The sequence below is a fragment of the Pseudomonas sp. GW822-FHT04H02 genome, assembly GCF_058800645.1.
In genome coordinates, this window is sequence record NZ_JBXAMM010000006.1 from 316725 (window position 1) to 332792 (window position 16068).

A 16068-nucleotide genomic window follows, 5' to 3' on the forward strand; every position below is an offset into this window, starting at 1 on the left:
TCCTCAGGGGTGAAGGCTGGCAGACTGCCGGTCTTTTCCCCGCTGTCTGTCTTGAGGCTATATGCCAGCGTTTTCACAGCGTCATCTGTTGTTCATCAGTTGGATCATCATCTTCGGTGGCCTGTTGCTGGCCTTGCCCCTGCGTCTGCTGCCCAGCCTGCTGGCCGGGTTGCTGGTGTTCGAGCTGGTCAACATGCTCACCCCGCAACTGCAGCGGCTGATCGAAGGCCGGCGTGCGCGCTGGCTGGCGGTGGCCCTGCTGGGCACCCTGGTGGTCAGCCTGCTGACCCTGCTGTTCGCCGGGGCCATCAGCTTCCTGTTGCATGAGGCGGAGAACCCGGGTGCCTCGCTGGGCAAGTTCATGGTGGTGGTGGACAAGGCCCGGGGCCAGTTGCCGCCGTTCCTCGATTCCTACCTGCCGGCCAGCGCCGCCGAGTTCCAGGCCGCCATCGGCGCCTGGGCCAGCAAGCACCTGAGCGAGTTGCAACTGGTAGGCAAGGACGCGGCGCACATGTTCGTGACCCTGCTGATCGGCATGGTCCTGGGGGCGATCATTGCCCTGCAGCGGGTCCCCGACCTGACCAAGCGCAAGCCTCTGGCGGCGGCGCTGTTCGACCGTCTGCACCTGCTGGTCCAGGCGTTTCGCAACATCGTCTTCGCCCAGATCAAGATCTCCCTGCTCAACACCTTCTTCACCGGGATCTTCCTGGCGCTGATCCTGCCGCTGTTCGGGGTCAAGCTGCCGCTGACCAAGACCCTGATCGTGCTGACCTTCCTGCTGGGCCTGCTGCCGGTGATCGGCAACCTGATTTCCAACACACTGATCACCATCGTCGGCCTGTCGCTGTCGATCTGGGTGGCGGTGGCGGCGCTGGGCTACCTGATCTTTATCCACAAGCTGGAATACTTCCTCAACGCGCGGATCGTTGGCGGGCAGATCAGTGCCAAGTCCTGGGAGCTGCTGCTGGCGATGCTGGTGTTCGAGGCCGCCTTCGGCCTGCCCGGGGTGGTGGCGGGGCCGATCTATTACGCGTACCTGAAGAGCGAGTTGAAGCTGGCGGGATTGGTGTGAACCTTGTTCGCCGGCCCGCCGGCTCCTACAGAACCTTGTAGGAGCCGGCGGGCCGGCGAAGCTGTTTCAGCCGTAACGCTTCTTGGCCTCGATGGCCAGGCCGCTGCCGATGCTACCGAAGATATTGCCTTCCACATGCCGGGCATTGGGCAGCATCGCCGCCACGCTCTGGCGCAGCGCCGGAATGCCGCTGGAACCACCGGTGAAGAACACCGTATCGACCTGGCCCACACCGACATTGGCGTCGCTCAGCAACTGGGTGACGCTGGTGCGGATGCGCTCCAGCAAACCGTCGATGGAGGATTCGAACAGGGCCCGGGTCAGGTCCACGTTGAGGTCGCGCTCGATCCGGTCCAGGGCCACCAGGCGGTTCTCTGCGTGGGTCAGCTGGATCTTGGTCTCTTCCACTTCCATGGCCAGCCAGTGCCCGGCGCGCTGTTCGATCAGCTTGAACAGACGGTCGATGCCGCCGGTGTCCTCGATGTCATAGCGCATGCTGCCCAGGGCCAACTGGGATTTCTGCGAGTACACCGAGTTGATGGTGTGCCAGGTCGCCAGGTTCATGTGGTGGCTGGTGGGCATGTAGGCGCCGCTCTTCATCCGGCTGCCGTAGCCGAACAGCGGCATCACGCCCTGGAGGCTCAGTTGCTTGTCGAAGTCGGTACCGCCCACGTGCACGCCGCCGGTGGCGAGGATGTCGTCGTGGCGGTTATCGACGCCACGGCGCTCGGGGGACAGGCGCACCAGGGAGAAGTCCGAGGTACCACCGCCGATGTCGACGATCAGCACCAGTTCCTCGCGCTCGATGGTGGATTCGTAGTCGAAGGCCGCGGCGATGGGTTCGTACTGGAAGGACACTTCCTTGAAGCCGATCTTGCGGGCCACTTCCACCAGGGTGTCTTCGGCTTCCTGGTCGGCGGCGGCGTCGTCATCGACGAAGAACACCGGGCGCCCCAGCACCACTTCTTCGAATTCCCGACCGGCGGCGGCTTCGGCGCGGCTTTTCAGCTGGCCGATGAACAGCCCCAACAGGTCCTTGAACGGCATCGCAGTGCCCAACACGCTGGTGTCGTGCTTGATCAGCTTGGAACCCAGCAGGCTTTTCAGCGAGCGCATCAGCCGGCCTTCGTAGCCTTCCAGGTATTCGTGCAGCGCCAGGCGGCCGTACACCGGACGGCGTTCCTCGATATTGAAGAACACCACCGAAGGCAGGGTGATCTTGTCGTCCTCCAGGGTGATCAGCGTCTCCTCGCCGGGGCGCAGCCAGCCGACGGTGGAGTTGGAGGTACCGAAGTCAATGCCGCAGGCACGGGCCGGGGTGGCGTTGTTCATGTCTTTGGATCCGGTGAAAAAAACGGCCGCGCAGCGTACGCCAGTCCTCGCGCCTTGCAAAGGCCGACTATCTGCTAAATCACCCCCTGTCGTGCCTTGAAAGACTATCCTTTACCCCCAAACTTGCAGGCATGGGCCGCGCAGCCACCCGGGATCACAAGATCCGCCCGAGGCTGCCGATAAACTTCTGATGCGCCGTTCAGTCAGAGAATTGAGATTGATCAATTCTCATGCTGCCAGACCGAGCATGCTGTGCTGCACGCCGCGCGACTTTGATAACGGATGGTGATTCCCTCGATGGACTTCAAAGACTATTACAAGATTCTCGGCGTGGAGCCGACAGCGGACGACAAGGCGATCAAGGCCGCCTATCGCAAGCTGGCGCGCAAGTACCACCCCGACGTCAGTAAGGAAAAGGATGCCGAGGCCAAGTTCAAGGACGCCTCGGAAGCCTATGAAGCGCTGAAAAGCGCCGACAAGCGCGCCGAGTACGATGACCTGCGCAAGTACGGCCAGCATGGCCAGCCCTTCCAGGGCCCGCCGGGCTGGCAGAGCCGTGGCGGTTTTGGCGGCGGCGAGGACGGTGGCGATTTCTCGGACTTCTTCAGTTCGATCTTTGGTAACCGGGGGCCAGGATTCGGCGGCCCGGAGCAGCGCCGCAGCAGCGGTCGTCGTGGACAGGATGTGGAAATGGAACTGCCGATCTTTCTTGAAGAAACCCTGTCCACCGAGTCGAAGAAGATCAGCTTCCAGGTGCCGCAATACAACGCCAATGGACAACACGTCAGCAACACCAGCAAGAGCCTGAACGTGAAGATTCCGGCAGGTGTCACCGACGGCGAGCGCATCCGCCTCAAGGGCCAGGGCGCACCGGGCGTGGGCGGCGGCGCGAATGGCGACCTGTACCTGACTATTCGCTTCGCGCCGCATCCCAAGTTCGATGTCGAAGGCGAGAACCTGATCATCACCCTGCCACTGGCCCCCTGGGAGCTGGCGCTGGGGACCGAGGTCGCGGTACCGACCCTGACCGGCAAGATCAACCTCAAGGTTCCGGCCGGCAGCCAGAATGGCCAGCGCATGCGCGCCAAGGGCCATGGCCTGCTGAACAAGGCCGGCCAGCGCGGCTACCTGTTCGTGCAACTCAAGGCGGTCATGCCCAAGCAGGCGGGCGACGACGTCAAGGCCTTGTGGCAGGAGCTGGCGAAGAAGGCAGCGTTCGACCCCCGGGAAAATTTCTGATTCGACACTAGGAGGCGCTGATCATGAGCACCCTGATCGTTCAGCTGGACATGGAAGAGTTCTGTGAAGTGGCCGACCTGTCGGCGGCCTACGTGATCGAAATCGTCGAGCACGGCATCCTCGAACCTCAGGGCCGGGCGCCCAAGGACTGGCGCTTCAACGACTATGAGCTGTCCCTGGCCAAGCGCGCGGCGAAGTTGCGCCGCGACCTGGACCTGGAATGGGAAGGCGTGGCCCTGGCCCTGGACCTGCTGGACGAAGTGCGGCAACTGCGCGCCGAGAACCAGATGCTCAAACAGCGCCTGGGCCGCCTGCTGGTGGACTGAGGGTGTGTAGGCCTGTAGCCGCTGCCGAGCGCTAGCGAGGCTGCGACCGGGCGCGCAGCGCCCGTATAAACAGGCGACTGCGGTGTGTCAGGAAAAAGCGGGTTGCGAGGACTGCGTCCTCGTTCGCAGCTTCGCTGGCGCTCAGCAGCGGCTACAAAACGATACAAACGCGCTAGCGGTTACAAAGCGCCTCAGGCACTGGCGCGGGAGACGCGCGGCAGGACCACGGTGAAGGTGGTGCCATCGCTGGCGTTGGAGCTGACTTCGATGCTGCCCTGGTGGGCAACCACCACTTCCTTGACGATGAACAACCCCAGGCCAAGGCTGGTGCTGGGGTTGCCCAGTTCTTCGTCGACGCTGCGCACCAACGGGTCGAACAGAGTGCCCAGGGCCTCCGGGGGGATCGGCGTGCCGTAGTTGTGCACGGTCAACAGCACCTGTTCCGCGCCACCGGTGATGGTCACGGTCACGGTGCGGCGGTTGTTGCCGTGCTGCAGGGCGTTGCCGATCAGGTTCTGCAGCATCTGCTCGATGCGCCCGCGGTCCCAGATGCCATGGCTGTCGCCCTCGAAGCTCATCAGCGGGGTGCAATCGGGCTGCCCGGCGCAGGCTTCGTCCATGGCCGCCTTGGCTGCGCTGGCCAGGTCCATGGGCGCAGGCTCGATGGGCAGGCTGCTGCCCAGGCGGCTGCGCACGAACTCCAGCAGGTCGCTGACCATGGCGCCCATGTGCCGGGTGCCGCTCTTGATACGTGAAACGAAGGCCTGGGCGTCGCCGTCCAGGGCGACTTTGCGTGCCAGCATTTCAGTGGACATGCTCACTGCCTGCAACGGCGCCCGCAGGTCGTGGCCAAGAATTGCCAGGAAGATATCCCGCGAGCGGCTGACCTGTTCGGCATAGGCCGCGGTGGACTCGGCCAGGGCTTCATCAATGGCTTCGTTGAAACGGATCATGTCCTGCAGGTAGGCCAGGTCCGGTGTCTGCAGGCTGGCCACCCACAGGCGGATCACGCAGGCTCGCAGGTGGCGGAATTCCGAGGTCATCTGCACCAGGTCGAACCCCACGTGATGGCGCAGCTCGCCATGGCTGGCGGCCGCGGCATCCAGGCTGGGGGTTTTTTCCGGGCCTTCGCCCTTGGCCTTGGCCCGTTGTTCCCCGGGGCTCTGGGCGGTGCACATATCCCGGGCGGCGGCCAGCAGGATGGAGCGCGCGTGGTCACGCAGGTCCGTGCGGGTCAGGGAGTCCTGGGCGAGGCTCCTGGCAAATTGTTCCCATTCATCAACGATTCGATCAACGTGCTGCACGATAAAATCGGACAGGCGCATAGCCGGGCACCTTACTGGGCAGTGAGTGGAAAACCGAGACGCATCTTAGCGCCTAATCGAACATTTCAGCAGCCACTCTGCCCAGTGGTGGGCCGGCCCTAGAACAGGAAGTAGCGCTGGGCCATGGGCAGCACGTCCGCCGGTTCGCACCACAGCAGGACGCCATCAGCCTTGACCTGATAGGTCTGCGGGTCGACTTCGATATCCGGCAGGTAGTCGTTGTGGATCAGGTCGGTTTTCTGCACGTTGCGACAGCCCTTGACCACGGCGATGCGTTTTTTCAGCCCCAACTGCTCCGGCACCCCGGCCTCCAGTGCGGCCTGGCTGATGAAGGTCAGGCTGGTGGCATGACGGCTGCCGCCGAAGCTGGCGAACATCGGCCGGTAGTGCACCGGCTGCGGGGTCGGGATCGAGGCGTTGGCGTCGCCCATCAGGCTGGCGGCAATGGCCCCGCCCTTGAGGATCAGGGTCGGCTTGACCCCGAAGAACGCCGGGCGCCAGAGCACCAGGTCGGCCCACTTGCCCACTTCGACGGAGCCCACCTCATGGCTGATGCCGTGGGTGATCGCCGGGTTGATGGTGTACTTGGCGATGTAGCGCTTGACCCGGAAGTTGCTGTTGCCCGGGCCGTCTCCCGGCAGCGGGCCGCGCTGCTTGTGCATCTTGTCGGCGGTCTGCCAGGTGCGGGTCACCACTTCGCCGACCCGGCCCATGGCCTGGCTGTCGGAGCTGATCATGGAGAAGGCCCCGAGGTCGTGGAGGATGTCCTCGGCGGCAATGGTCTCCCGGCGGATGCGGCTTTCGGCGAAGGCCACGTCCTCGGCGATGCTCGGGTCCAGGTGATGGCAGACCATCAGCATGTCCAGGTGTTCGTCGATGGTGTTGCGGGTGAAGGGGCGGGTCGGGTTGGTGGAGCTGGGCAGCACGTTGGCCAGGCCGCAGGCCTTGATGATGTCCGGGGCATGGCCGCCGCCGGCGCCTTCGGTGTGGTAGGTATGGATGGTGCGGCCCTTGAAGGCGCCCAGGGTGGTTTCGACGAAGCCCGATTCATTGAGGGTGTCGGTGTGGATCGCCACCTGCACGTCGTACTCATCGGCCACGCTCAGGCAGTTGTCGATGCTGGCCGGGGTGCTGCCCCAGTCCTCGTGCAGCTTGAGGCCGATGGCCCCGGCCTTGACCTGTTCGATCAGCGGCTCGGGCAGGCTGGCGTTGCCCTTGCCGGTCAAGCCGATGTTCATGGCGAAGGCGTCCGCCGCCTGGAGCATGCGCGCCATGTGCCAGGGCCCGGAGGTGCAGGTGGTGGCGTTGGTCCCGGTGGCAGGTCCCGTGCCGCCACCGATCATGGTGGTGACGCCGCTCATCAGCGCCTCTTCGATCTGCTGCGGGCAGATGAAGTGGATATGGGTGTCGATGCCGCCGGCGGTGAGGATCATGCCCTCACCGGCGATGACCTCGGTGCTGGCGCCGATGGCGATGTTCACGTCGGGCTGGATGTCCGGATTGCCGGCCTTGCCGATGGCGGCGATGCGCCCGTCCTTGAGGCCGACGTCGGCCTTGACGATGCCCCAGTGGTCGATGATCAGGGCGTTGGTGATCAGGGTGTCCACCACCTCGGCGGCCAGCAACTGGCTCTGGCCCATACCGTCACGGATCACCTTGCCGCCGCCGAACTTCACTTCTTCACCGTAGGTGGTGAAATCCTTCTCCACTTCGATCCACAGCTCGGTGTCGGCCAGCCGCACCTTGTCGCCCACGGTGGGGCCGAACATGTCGGCGTAGGCTTCACGGGAAATCTTCATCGCAGCTCCTTACAAAAACAGGTCTTGCAGGAGCCGGCTTGCCGGCGAAGGGGCCCGAAAGACCGCATTCGCCGGCAAGCTGGCTCCTACGTGCGTAGGGTCGAGGGATCAGAGGTCGCCCATGATCCGCCCGGCGAAGCCGAATACCCGGCGCTTGCCGGCCAGTTCCACCAGTTCCACTTCCCGGGTCTGGCCCGGTTCGAAGCGCACCGCGGTGCCGGCGGCGATGTTCAGGCGCATGCCGCGGCTGGCGGCTCGGTCGAAGGTCAAGGCGTCGTTGGTTTCGAAGAAGTGGTAGTGGGAGCCGACCTGGATTGGCCGGTCGCCGCTGTTGGATACGTTCAGGCGCAGGGTGCGGCGCCCGGCGTTGAGTTCGATCTCGCCGGGCTGGATCTGGTATTGGCCAGGAATCATAGGGGTTGTCCCAGGGTCTTGAAGTAGATGGCGGTGGCGGTATAGGTGCCGTCCGGGCTCTGGCAGTAGTTGGGCAGTTCGCCGACCCGGGTATAGCCCAGGGCGCGGTAGAACTCTTCCGCCGCGGAGCCGGCCTCGGTGTCCAGGTACAGCAGCCCGCGCTTGTGCTGGCGGGCGGCCTGTTCCAGGGCATTCATCAACTGCTGGCCCAGGCCGCGGCGGCGGGCGCTGTGCAGGACCTGGAGCTTCTGCACCTCGGCGCGGTTGCGCCCGTTGGCCTTCATGCACAGGGCCAGTTGCACGCTGGCCAGGACTTTCTCGTCGCGTACCACCACCCACAACAGCAGGCTGCCGTCCTCGACCCCGGCCTGCACGCTGCTGAGGTAGCTGCGGGCCTGGCTGTCGTCGAGATCGGCCATGAAGCCGATGGACGCCCCGTGCTGCACCGAGTCCAGCAGCAACTCGATCAGTCCCTGACGGTAATGGGCAAAGCTTTCTCCATGGACAAGGCGCAGTTGGGCGGCGTTCATCGAGATTTCACTCCTTGTGCGGGGCGGGCGGTTGCGCCCCGGGGTTGAGAATCAGCTGCATGAAGGTCAGGTCCAGCCAGCGCCCGAACTTGGTGCCCACCTGAGGCATCTGCCCGGTGCTGATGAACCCCAGGCGCTCATGCAGACGGACCGAGGCGCTGTTGCCGCTCTCGATGGCGGCCACCATCACGTGCTTGCCACAGCCCCGGGCGCGCTCCAGCAGCACCGCCATCAACTGCGGGCCCAGGCCGTTGCCGCGCTGGTCGCTGCGCACATAGACCGAATGTTCCACGGTGTGACGGAAGCCGTCGAAAGGCCGCCAGTCGCCGAAGGAAGCGTAGCCGAGCACCTGCTCCTCGGCGTTGATGATCACCAGGATCGGATAGCCCTGGGCCTGGCGTGCACTGAACCAGGCCTGGCGGTTGCCCAGGTCTACCGGTTGCTCGTTCCAGATCGCCGTGGTGTTGAGCACGGCGTCGTTGTAGATGTCGCGGATCGCCGGCAGGTCGGCATGCAGGGCATCGCGGATGCGATAGGTCATGGCACGGCCTCAGGCGATGGGTTGGTGAACGGTGACCAGCTTGGTGCCGTCGGGAAAGGTGGCTTCCACCTGGATGTCCGGGATCATCTCCGGGATGCCTTCCATCACCTGCTCGCGGCTGAGCAGGGTGGTGCCGTAGTGCATCAGTTCGGCCACGGTCTGCCCGTCCCGGGCGCCTTCGAGCAGCGCCGCGGAGATATAGGCCATGGTTTCCGGGTAGTTGAGCTTGAGGCCGCGGGCCAGTCGCCGCTCGGCCACCAGGCCGGCGGTGAAGATCAGCAGCTTGTCTTTTTCGCGTGGGGTCAGATCCATCGTGGTCAATCCGTTGTCAGGCAGTAGAAAAAGGTGCAGTGGAAAAGGGCATGGGGGTCAGGTGTTCCAGATTCTGGGTGGCCTGGCTTCGCGGCCCAGCAGTGCCGGGCGCAGCAGGCGCCACAGCTCGATCAGCCAGGCCCGGGCCTGCAGAGCTTCGCTGGCCAGGCAGCGGGCCACCAGCAGGCCCGGCAGTTGGCTCAGGTCGCCGCGTACCGGGTGTGCCAGGGCGCGGCAGCGTTCCAGCAGTTCGCTGTCGATTTCACCGGTCACCAGCAAGGTGGCGAACACCGGCTGGCCATCCAGGCCGATGGGGGAATCCAGCAGGCCGTCGCCACCGCCGATGCGCTGGCGTTCATGCCACAGCGGGCGGCCGTCGCGGTACAGGTCCAGGTGGGCCTGGAAATGGCCCTGCTCGAACCGCTCGCCACTGGCCGGGCGACCCAGGGCAATGATGTCCCAGTAGAACAGCCGGGCATCGCCCTGCAATTCGATGCGGGTCGTGAGCTCGGCCTGGGCAGCGCTGAAGACGATGGTTTCCTGGGGCAGCCACTCCAGGGTCGCGCCCGGCGCTACCTGCAGGTTCAGGGCCTGGCTGGCCGGGCCGGTGGCGCGATACCACTTGGCCGCCCCGGGGCTGGTCAACTGGGCCCAGGCACCGCTGTCGACCCGGGCGCTGATGGCCAGCCGATCACCGCCGGCAATGCCGCCGGGCGGGTGGACGATGATGTGCTGGCAAACCTCGGGGCCTTCGGCATACAGGTGCTTCTGCACCCGCAGCGGGCCCAGGTGGCGGCGCAGCACCGGGCGCGTGGTGGCACCGCAACGGGCATAGGCCAGCTCCAGTTCGGCGTGCCAGCTGGGAGTGAACAGGGCGGTGGCGGCAGGTAGGTTCATGCTGGGTCGTTATCGTTAGGAGGCTACAGATTAGATCGTAACCAGGCCGCGTACACCCTCGGCCTGCATATTTTCGCCGCGGCCCTGCTGGATGATTTCCCCCCGGGACATCACCAGGTACTGGTCGGCCAGTTCGGCGGCAAAGTCGTAGAACTGCTCCACCAGCAGGATCGCCATGTCGCCCCGGGCCGCGAGCTTGCTGATCACCGCGCCGATCTCCTTGATCACCGAGGGCTGGATGCCTTCGGTGGGCTCATCGAGGATCAGCAGGCGCGGGCGGCTGGCCAGGGCCCGGCCGATGGCCAGTTGTTGCTGCTGGCCGCCGGAGAGGTCGCCGCCACGGCGCTGCTTCATCTGCAACAGCACCGGGAACAGTTCGTAGATGAAGGCCGGCACTTCCTTGGCCTGGGAGCCGGGGAAGCGGGACAGGCCCATCAGCAGGTTTTCCTCCACGGTCAGGCGGCCGAAGATTTCCCGGCCCTGGGGCACGTAGGCGATCCCGGCGTGGACGCGCTGATGGGGCTTGTAGCCGGTGATGCCCCGGCCCTCCCAGTTGACCGCGCCCTCCTTGGCCGGCAGCAGGCCCATCAGGCACTTGAGCAGGGTGGTCTTGCCCACGCCGTTGCGCCCCAGCAGGCAGGTGACTTCACCGATCCGGGCCTCGAAGCTCAGGCCGCGCAGGATGTGGCTACCGCCGTAGTATTGGTGCAACTGGTCGACTTGGAGCATGGTCGGGTACTCGAGTTTTGTGGGGATTGCGGGGCGGTCTTCGCTGGCCAGCCAGCTCCTGCGGGAGGGGTAGGAGCCGGCTTGCCGGCGAACGGCGGTTGCGCTAACGGCCGAGGTAAACCTCGATCACCCGTTCGTTTTCCTGCACCTGTTCCAGGGAGCCTTCAGCCAGCACGCTGCCTTGGTGCAGCACGGTGACGTGGTCGGCAATCGAGCCGACAAAGCCCATGTCGTGTTCCACCACCATCAGCGAGTGCTTGCCCGCCAGGGTCTTGAACAGCTCGGCGGTAAATTCGGTCTCGGCGTCGGTCATGCCCGCCACCGGTTCGTCCAGCAACAGCAGTTGCGGGTCCTGCATCAGCAGCATGCCGATCTCCAGGAACTGCTTCTGGCCGTGGGACAGCAGGCCCGCCTGGCGTTGAGCCGAAGGGCTCAGGCGAATGGTCTCCAGCACCTGGGCGATGCGGTCCTGCTGTTCTGTGCTCAAGCGTGCCCCGAGGCTGGCCCACACCGACTTGTCGGTCTTCTGCGCCAGCTCCAGGTTCTCGAACACGCTCAGGGCCTCGAACACCGTGGGTTTCTGGAACTTGCGGCCGATCCCGGCCTGGGCGATCTGCACTTCGCTCATCAGGGTCAGGTCCAGGGTTTCGCCGAACCAGGCCTTGCCCCGGGAGGGGCGGGTCTTGCCGGTGATCACGTCCATCAGGGTGGTCTTGCCGGCGCCGTTGGGGCCGATGATGCAGCGCAACTCGCCGACACCGATGTACAGGTTGAGGTCGTTGAGCGCCTTGAAACCATCGAAGCTGACGCTGATGTCTTCCAGGGTCAGGATGGTGCCGTGGCGGGTGTTGAGGCCCTTGCCGGCGGCGTGGCCGAGGCCGATGGCGTCGCGGCTGGTGCCGGCGTCCTTGTTGGTGTCGAGAATGGGTTCGAGCATGAAGTCCGCCGTTGCTGTGACTCTCATTGTTCACCTCGTTTGTTCAGCAGGCCGATCACGCCCTTGGGCAGGTACAGGGTCACGACGATGAACAGCGCACCGAGGAAGAACAGCCAGTATTCGGGAAAGGCCACGGTGAACCAGCTCTTCATGCCGTTGACCACACCGGCCCCCAGCAGCGGGCCGATCAGCGTGCCGCGCCCGCCCAGGGCGACCCACACGGCGGCCTCGATGGAGTTGGTGGGGGACATTTCGCTGGGGTTGATGATGCCCACCTGGGGCACGTACAGGGCCCCGGCCAGGCCGCACAGCACGGCGCTCAGGACCCAGACGAAAAGCTTGAAGCCGCGCGGGTCGTAGCCGCAGAACATCAGGCGGTTCTCGGCATCGCGCAGGGCCGTCAGCACCCGGCCGAACTTGCTCCGGGCCAGGCGCCAGCCCAGGTACAGGCTGCCCACCAGCAGCGCCACCGTGGCCAGGAACAGCACCGCCCGAGTGCCCGGTTCGGTGATGCCGAAGCCCAGGATGCTGCGGAAGTTGGTAAAGCCGTTGTTGCCGCCAAAGCCGGTCTCGTTGCGAAAGAACAGCAGCATCCCGGCGAAGGTCAGGGCCTGGGTCATGATCGAGAAGTACACGCCCTTGATCCGCGAGCGGAAGGCGAAGAAGCCGAACACCAGGGCCAGCAGACCCGGGGCCAGCACCACCAGGCACAGGGCCCAGAGGAAATGCTCGGTGCCGGCCCAGTACCAGGGCAGTTCGCTCCAGGAAAGGAAGGTCATGAAGGCCGGCAGGCCATCCCCGGCGGCCTGGCGCATCAGGTACATGCCCATGGCGTAGCCGCCCAGGGCGAAGAACAGGCCGTGGCCCAGGGACAGCAGCCCGGCGTAGCCCCAGACCAGGTCCAGGGCCAGGGCGACGATGGCGTAGCAGAGGATCTTGCCCACCAGGGTCAGGGTGTAGGCCGAGACCTGCAGCGGGTTGTCCGCCGGTAGCAGCGACAGCAGCGGCAGGGCCAGCAGCACCAGGAGCAGCAACGCCCCGACGGTGATCGTGACCCTGGGCCCGGCTTTCTGGGTGGCGGTAATGAGCAGTGGTTGATTCATCAGTCGATCACCCGTCCTTTCAGTGCGAAGAGTCCCTGCGGGCGTTTCTGGATAAACAGAATGATCAGCGCAAGGATCAGGATCTTGCCGAGCACGGCGCCGATCTGCGGTTCGAGGATCTTGTTCGCCACCCCCAGGCCGAAGGCCGCCAGCACGCTGCCGGCCAGTTGCCCGACCCCGCCGAGTACCACCACCAGGAACGAGTCGATGATGTAGCTCTGGCCCAGGTCCGGGCCGACGTTGCCGATCTGGCTCAGGGCCACGCCGCCCAGGCCCGCAATGCCCGAGCCGAGGCCGAAGGCGAGCATGTCCACGCGCCCGGTGGGCACGCCGCAGCAGGCGGCCATGTTGCGGTTCTGGGTCACCGCGCGCACGTTCAGGCCCAGGCGGGTCTTGTTCAGCAGCAGCCAGGTGAGCACCACGACAAACAGCGCGAAGGCGATGATCACGATGCGGTTGTAGGGCAGTACCAGGTTGGGCAGCACCTGGATGCCGCCGGAGAGCCAGGCCGGGTTCGCCACCTCGACGTTCTGCGCGCCGAACAGCAGGCGTACCAGTTGGATCAGCATCAGGCTGATGCCCCAGGTGGCCAGCAGGGTTTCCAGGGGCCGGCCGTAGAGGTGGCGGATCACCGTGCGCTCCAGGGCCATGCCGATCCCGGCGGTGACGAAGAACGCCACCGGCAGTGCCAGCAGCGGGTAGTACTCGATGGCCTGCGGGGCGTAGCGCTGGAACAACAACTGCACCACGTAGGTGGCGTAGGCGCCGAGCATCAGCATCTCGCCGTGGGCCATGTTGATCACCCCCAGCAGGCCGAAGGTGATGGCCAGCCCCAGGGCCGCCAGCAGCAGGATCGAACCCAGGGACAGGCCGCTGAAGGCCTGGCCCAGCACTTCGCCCACCAGCAGCTTGCGCTTGACCTGGGCCAGGCTGGTTTCGGCCGCGGTGCGTACCGCGGCATCGGCTTCGACCCCGGGTTCGAGCAGGCCTTCGAGGCGGGTGCGGGCCAGCGGGTCGCCGGTTTCCCCCAGCAGGCGCACGGCGGCCAGGCGCACCGCCGGGTCGCTGTCCACCAGTTGCAGGTTGGCCAGGGCCAGGCTCAGGGCATCGTGCACGTCGGGGGCTTGCTCGGCGGCCAGTCGGGCATCGAGGAATTTCAGTTGCGCCGGCTTGGCGCTTTTCTGCAGTTGGCGGGCGGCGGCCAGACGGCTGTTGGCGTCGCTGGCGAGCAACTGGTGGCTGGCCAGGGCGCTGTCGATCAGGCCCCGCAGGCGGTTGTTCAGGCGCAGGGTTCTGCTTTCGCCGGCGATGTTCAACTGGCCCTGCTGCAGGGCGTTGAGCAGTTCCAGGCGCGCCGGGTCGGGCTGCGCGGCCCAGGTTTCCAGGAGCCGGGCCTGCTCGCCGGAGTTGCCGGCGACGAAGTCTTCGGCATCCCCGGCCTGGGCCGTCCATGGCAGTAACAGCAGGCCGGCGAGGATCAAACGGTAGAGGGCAGTGGGCATATCGGTGTCCTTGAAAGCGCCCGGATAACCTGTAGGAGCGAGCTCGCTCGCGATCCGCGCAGCGGCCAGCCGGGCGGTTTTCGTTGGAGGTCCTGCGGACCTCGTCGCGAGCAAGCTCGCTCCTACGGGGAAGGCGTCAGGTTCGGATCAGTTGCTCTTGACCGCGTAGTCCGGCTTCTTGTCGTTGCCCGGGATGAACGGGCTCCAGGGCTGGGCACGGATCGGGCCTTCGGTCTGCCAGACCACGTTGAACTGACCGTCGGGCTGGATCTCGCCGATCATCACCGGCTTGTGCAGATGGTGATTGGTCTTGTCCATGGTCAGGGTGTAGCCCGAAGGGGCGGCGAAGGTCTGCCCGGCCAGGGCCTCGCGAACCTTGTCGACATCGGTGGACTTGGCTTTCTCCACCGCCTGGGCCCACATGTGGATGCCGACGTAGGTGGCTTCCATCGGGTCGTTGGTCACCGCCTTGTCCGCGCCCGGCAGGTTCTTTGCCTTGGCGTAGGCCTTCCAGGCGGCGACGAACTTCTGGTTCACCGGGTTATCCACCGACTCGAAGTAGTTCCAGGCCGCGAGGTTGCCCACCAGTGGCTTGGTGTCGATGCCGCGCAGTTCTTCCTCGCCCACCGAGAAGGCCACCACCGGCACGTCGGTGGCTTTCAGGCCCTGGTTGGCCAGTTCCTTGTAGAAGGGCACGTTGGAGTCACCGTTGACCGTGGAGATCACCGCAGTCTTGCCACCGGCGGAGAACTTCTTGATGTTGGCGACGATGGTTTGATAGTCGCTGTGGCCGAACGGGGTGTAGACCTCTTCGATGTCCTTGTCGGCCACGCCCTTGGAGTGCAGGAACGAACGCAGGATCTTGTTGGTGGTGCGCGGGTAGACGTAGTCGGTGCCCAGGAGGAAGAAGCGCTTGGCGCTGCCGCCGTCCTCGCTCATCAGGTATTCCACCGCCGGGATCGCCTGCTGGTTCGGCGCGGCGCCGGTGTAGAAGACGTTGGGCGACATCTCTTCGCCTTCGTACTGCACCGGGTAGAACAGCAGGCCGTTGAGCTCCTCGAACACCGGCAGCACCGACTTGCGCGACACCGAGGTCCAGCAGCCGAATACCACCGCCACCTTGTCCTGGGTCAGCAACTGGCGGCCCTTCTCGGCGAACAGCGGCCAGTTCGAGGCCGGGTCCACCACCACCGGTTCCAGCAGCTTGCCGTTGACCCCGCCCTTGGCGTTGATTTCGTCGATGGTCATCAGCGCCATGTCCTTGAGGGACGTTTCGGAGATCGCCATGGTGCCCGACAACGAGTGCAGGATCCCCACCTTGATGGTTTCGGCGGCCTGGACGGTCCAGGTCATGCCCATCGCGGCAATGCTTGCCGTGAGAGTGAAAGCCTTGAGCAAACTACGACGCTTCATTGTGCGATCTCCATGAACTCTTGATTTTTCAGGTGGTAGATGCGGACTGCTGAAGGGCTGTTTTGCAAGGGGTGTGCCGAGTCGGCGCAAGGCATGAAAACGTCGCTTTAACGGCGCGGGCGGGGGAGGTGATGCCCCAAGACGAGGCTTGGGCAAGGGGCTGGTGCGCCGGGGTGCGTCATTGTGGTGCTGCCGCTGGGCGGCAGCCGTGGCCTGGGCGTGGCTTCAGTTCACGCCCGGGAAGGAATCGACATATTTGATGGTGAAGTCGGGAAAGGAGTCGACGATCTGGATCTTGTAGTCGGGAAAACTGTTGACGATCTTCCACTTGCCCGGCGCGTCGGCGAAGGAGTTGACCTGCTTTACCTTCAGGTCGGGAAAGGAGTTCACCACCTTGACCTTGTAGTCGGGGAAGCTGTTGACGATCTGGATGTTGCCGTAGATTTTCGAGACGTCGACCGAGGTGTCGGCCACGGCGCCAAGGGAGGTGCCGAGCAGCAAGGCCAGGAGCGCGGTTCTGAACATGAGACTCATCCTGAGAGATCCAAGCGCGCGATCTTAAAGCAAGGGCGACGATTGTAGGAGCTGGCTGGCCAG

Annotated in this window: 17 protein-coding genes; 3 read left to right on the forward strand and 14 right to left on the reverse strand. The window is 65.0% G+C overall.

Annotated features, from left to right (window positions below; all coding sequences use genetic code 11):
- The first annotated feature begins 61 nt into the window (after window positions 1-61).
- Window positions 62-1072: an AI-2E family transporter gene (locus AC1RMG_RS26035; RefSeq protein ID WP_011058994.1), complete on the forward strand. Its 1011-nt coding sequence runs from the start codon at window positions 62-64 to the stop codon at window positions 1070-1072.
- Between the two features lie 66 nt (window positions 1073-1138).
- Here AC1RMG_RS26035 and AC1RMG_RS26040 read toward each other — a convergent pair whose 3' ends face one another.
- On the reverse strand, window positions 1139-2404 hold the full coding sequence (locus AC1RMG_RS26040; protein ID WP_493170563.1) for an Hsp70 family protein: 1266 nt from the start codon (window positions 2402-2404) through the stop codon (window positions 1139-1141).
- A gap of 297 nt (window positions 2405-2701) precedes the next feature.
- Between AC1RMG_RS26040 and AC1RMG_RS26045 the strand changes: the two genes are divergently transcribed.
- Together AC1RMG_RS26045 and AC1RMG_RS26050 are read left to right on the forward strand one after the other, a co-directional pair.
- Window positions 2702-3643: a DnaJ C-terminal domain-containing protein gene (locus AC1RMG_RS26045; protein WP_011058996.1), complete on the forward strand. Its 942-nt coding sequence runs from the start codon at window positions 2702-2704 to the stop codon at window positions 3641-3643.
- A gap of 23 nt (window positions 3644-3666) precedes the next feature.
- Window positions 3667-3969, forward strand: a complete 303-nt coding sequence (locus tag AC1RMG_RS26050; protein WP_011058997.1) for a chaperone modulator CbpM — start codon at window positions 3667-3669, stop codon at window positions 3967-3969.
- 191 nt (window positions 3970-4160) lie between these two features.
- On the opposite strand, the gene AC1RMG_RS26055 is transcribed toward AC1RMG_RS26050, so the two are convergent.
- The 13 genes from AC1RMG_RS26055 to AC1RMG_RS26115 form a co-directional block, all read right to left on the reverse strand.
- Entirely contained in the window at window positions 4161-5294 is a 1134-nt protein-coding gene (locus tag AC1RMG_RS26055; RefSeq protein ID WP_011058998.1) for a sensor histidine kinase, read from the reverse strand.
- 98 nt (window positions 5295-5392) lie between these two features.
- Window positions 5393-7093 carry an urease subunit alpha gene (gene ureC / locus AC1RMG_RS26060; RefSeq protein ID WP_262213938.1) on the reverse strand — a complete coding sequence of 567 codons (1701 nt, stop codon included), beginning with the start codon at window positions 7091-7093 and terminating at the stop codon, window positions 5393-5395.
- Window positions 7094-7201: 108 nt separating this feature from the next.
- Entirely contained in the window at window positions 7202-7507 is a 306-nt protein-coding gene (locus AC1RMG_RS26065) for an urease subunit beta (RefSeq protein ID WP_011059000.1), read from the reverse strand.
- Window positions 7504-8037 (reverse strand): GNAT family N-acetyltransferase, encoded by a 534-nt coding sequence (locus tag AC1RMG_RS26070; RefSeq protein WP_011059001.1) that lies wholly within the window; start codon window positions 8035-8037, stop codon window positions 7504-7506. The genes AC1RMG_RS26065 and AC1RMG_RS26070 overlap by 4 nt, the downstream gene beginning before the upstream one ends.
- 7 nt (window positions 8038-8044) lie before the next feature.
- Window positions 8045-8578 carry a GNAT family N-acetyltransferase gene (locus tag AC1RMG_RS26075; RefSeq protein WP_011059002.1) on the reverse strand — a complete coding sequence of 178 codons (534 nt, stop codon included), beginning with the start codon at window positions 8576-8578 and terminating at the stop codon, window positions 8045-8047.
- A 9-nt stretch (window positions 8579-8587) separates the two neighbouring features.
- Entirely contained in the window at window positions 8588-8890 is a 303-nt protein-coding gene (ureA, locus tag AC1RMG_RS26080) for an urease subunit gamma (protein WP_011059003.1), read from the reverse strand.
- A 57-nt stretch (window positions 8891-8947) separates the two neighbouring features.
- On the reverse strand, window positions 8948-9787 hold the full coding sequence (locus AC1RMG_RS26085) for an urease accessory protein UreD (RefSeq protein ID WP_015633968.1): 840 nt from the start codon (window positions 9785-9787) through the stop codon (window positions 8948-8950).
- A 30-nt stretch (window positions 9788-9817) separates the two neighbouring features.
- Window positions 9818-10516 (reverse strand): urea ABC transporter ATP-binding subunit UrtE, encoded by a 699-nt coding sequence (gene urtE, locus AC1RMG_RS26090; protein WP_123397731.1) that lies wholly within the window; start codon window positions 10514-10516, stop codon window positions 9818-9820.
- A gap of 103 nt (window positions 10517-10619) precedes the next feature.
- On the reverse strand, window positions 10620-11480 hold the full coding sequence (urtD, locus tag AC1RMG_RS26095) for an urea ABC transporter ATP-binding protein UrtD (protein ID WP_011059006.1): 861 nt from the start codon (window positions 11478-11480) through the stop codon (window positions 10620-10622).
- The gene (gene urtC, locus AC1RMG_RS26100) at window positions 11477-12556 is read right to left on the reverse strand and encodes an urea ABC transporter permease subunit UrtC (RefSeq protein ID WP_011059007.1); all 1080 of its coding nucleotides are present in this window, start codon (window positions 12554-12556) and stop codon (window positions 11477-11479) included. The genes urtD and urtC overlap by 4 nt, the downstream gene beginning before the upstream one ends.
- Entirely contained in the window at window positions 12556-14058 is a 1503-nt protein-coding gene (gene urtB / locus AC1RMG_RS26105) for an urea ABC transporter permease subunit UrtB (RefSeq protein ID WP_011059008.1), read from the reverse strand. Before urtB ends, urtC begins: the two co-directional genes overlap by 1 nt.
- 147 nt (window positions 14059-14205) lie before the next feature.
- A complete protein-coding gene (gene urtA / locus AC1RMG_RS26110) occupies window positions 14206-15471 on the reverse strand; it encodes an urea ABC transporter substrate-binding protein (RefSeq protein WP_019094029.1) in 1266 nt (421 codons plus the stop codon).
- A gap of 225 nt (window positions 15472-15696) precedes the next feature.
- A complete protein-coding gene (locus AC1RMG_RS26115) occupies window positions 15697-15996 on the reverse strand; it encodes a 7(1) septoil knot domain-containing protein (protein WP_015633974.1) in 300 nt (99 codons plus the stop codon).
- Between the last annotated feature and the right edge of the window lie 72 nt (window positions 15997-16068).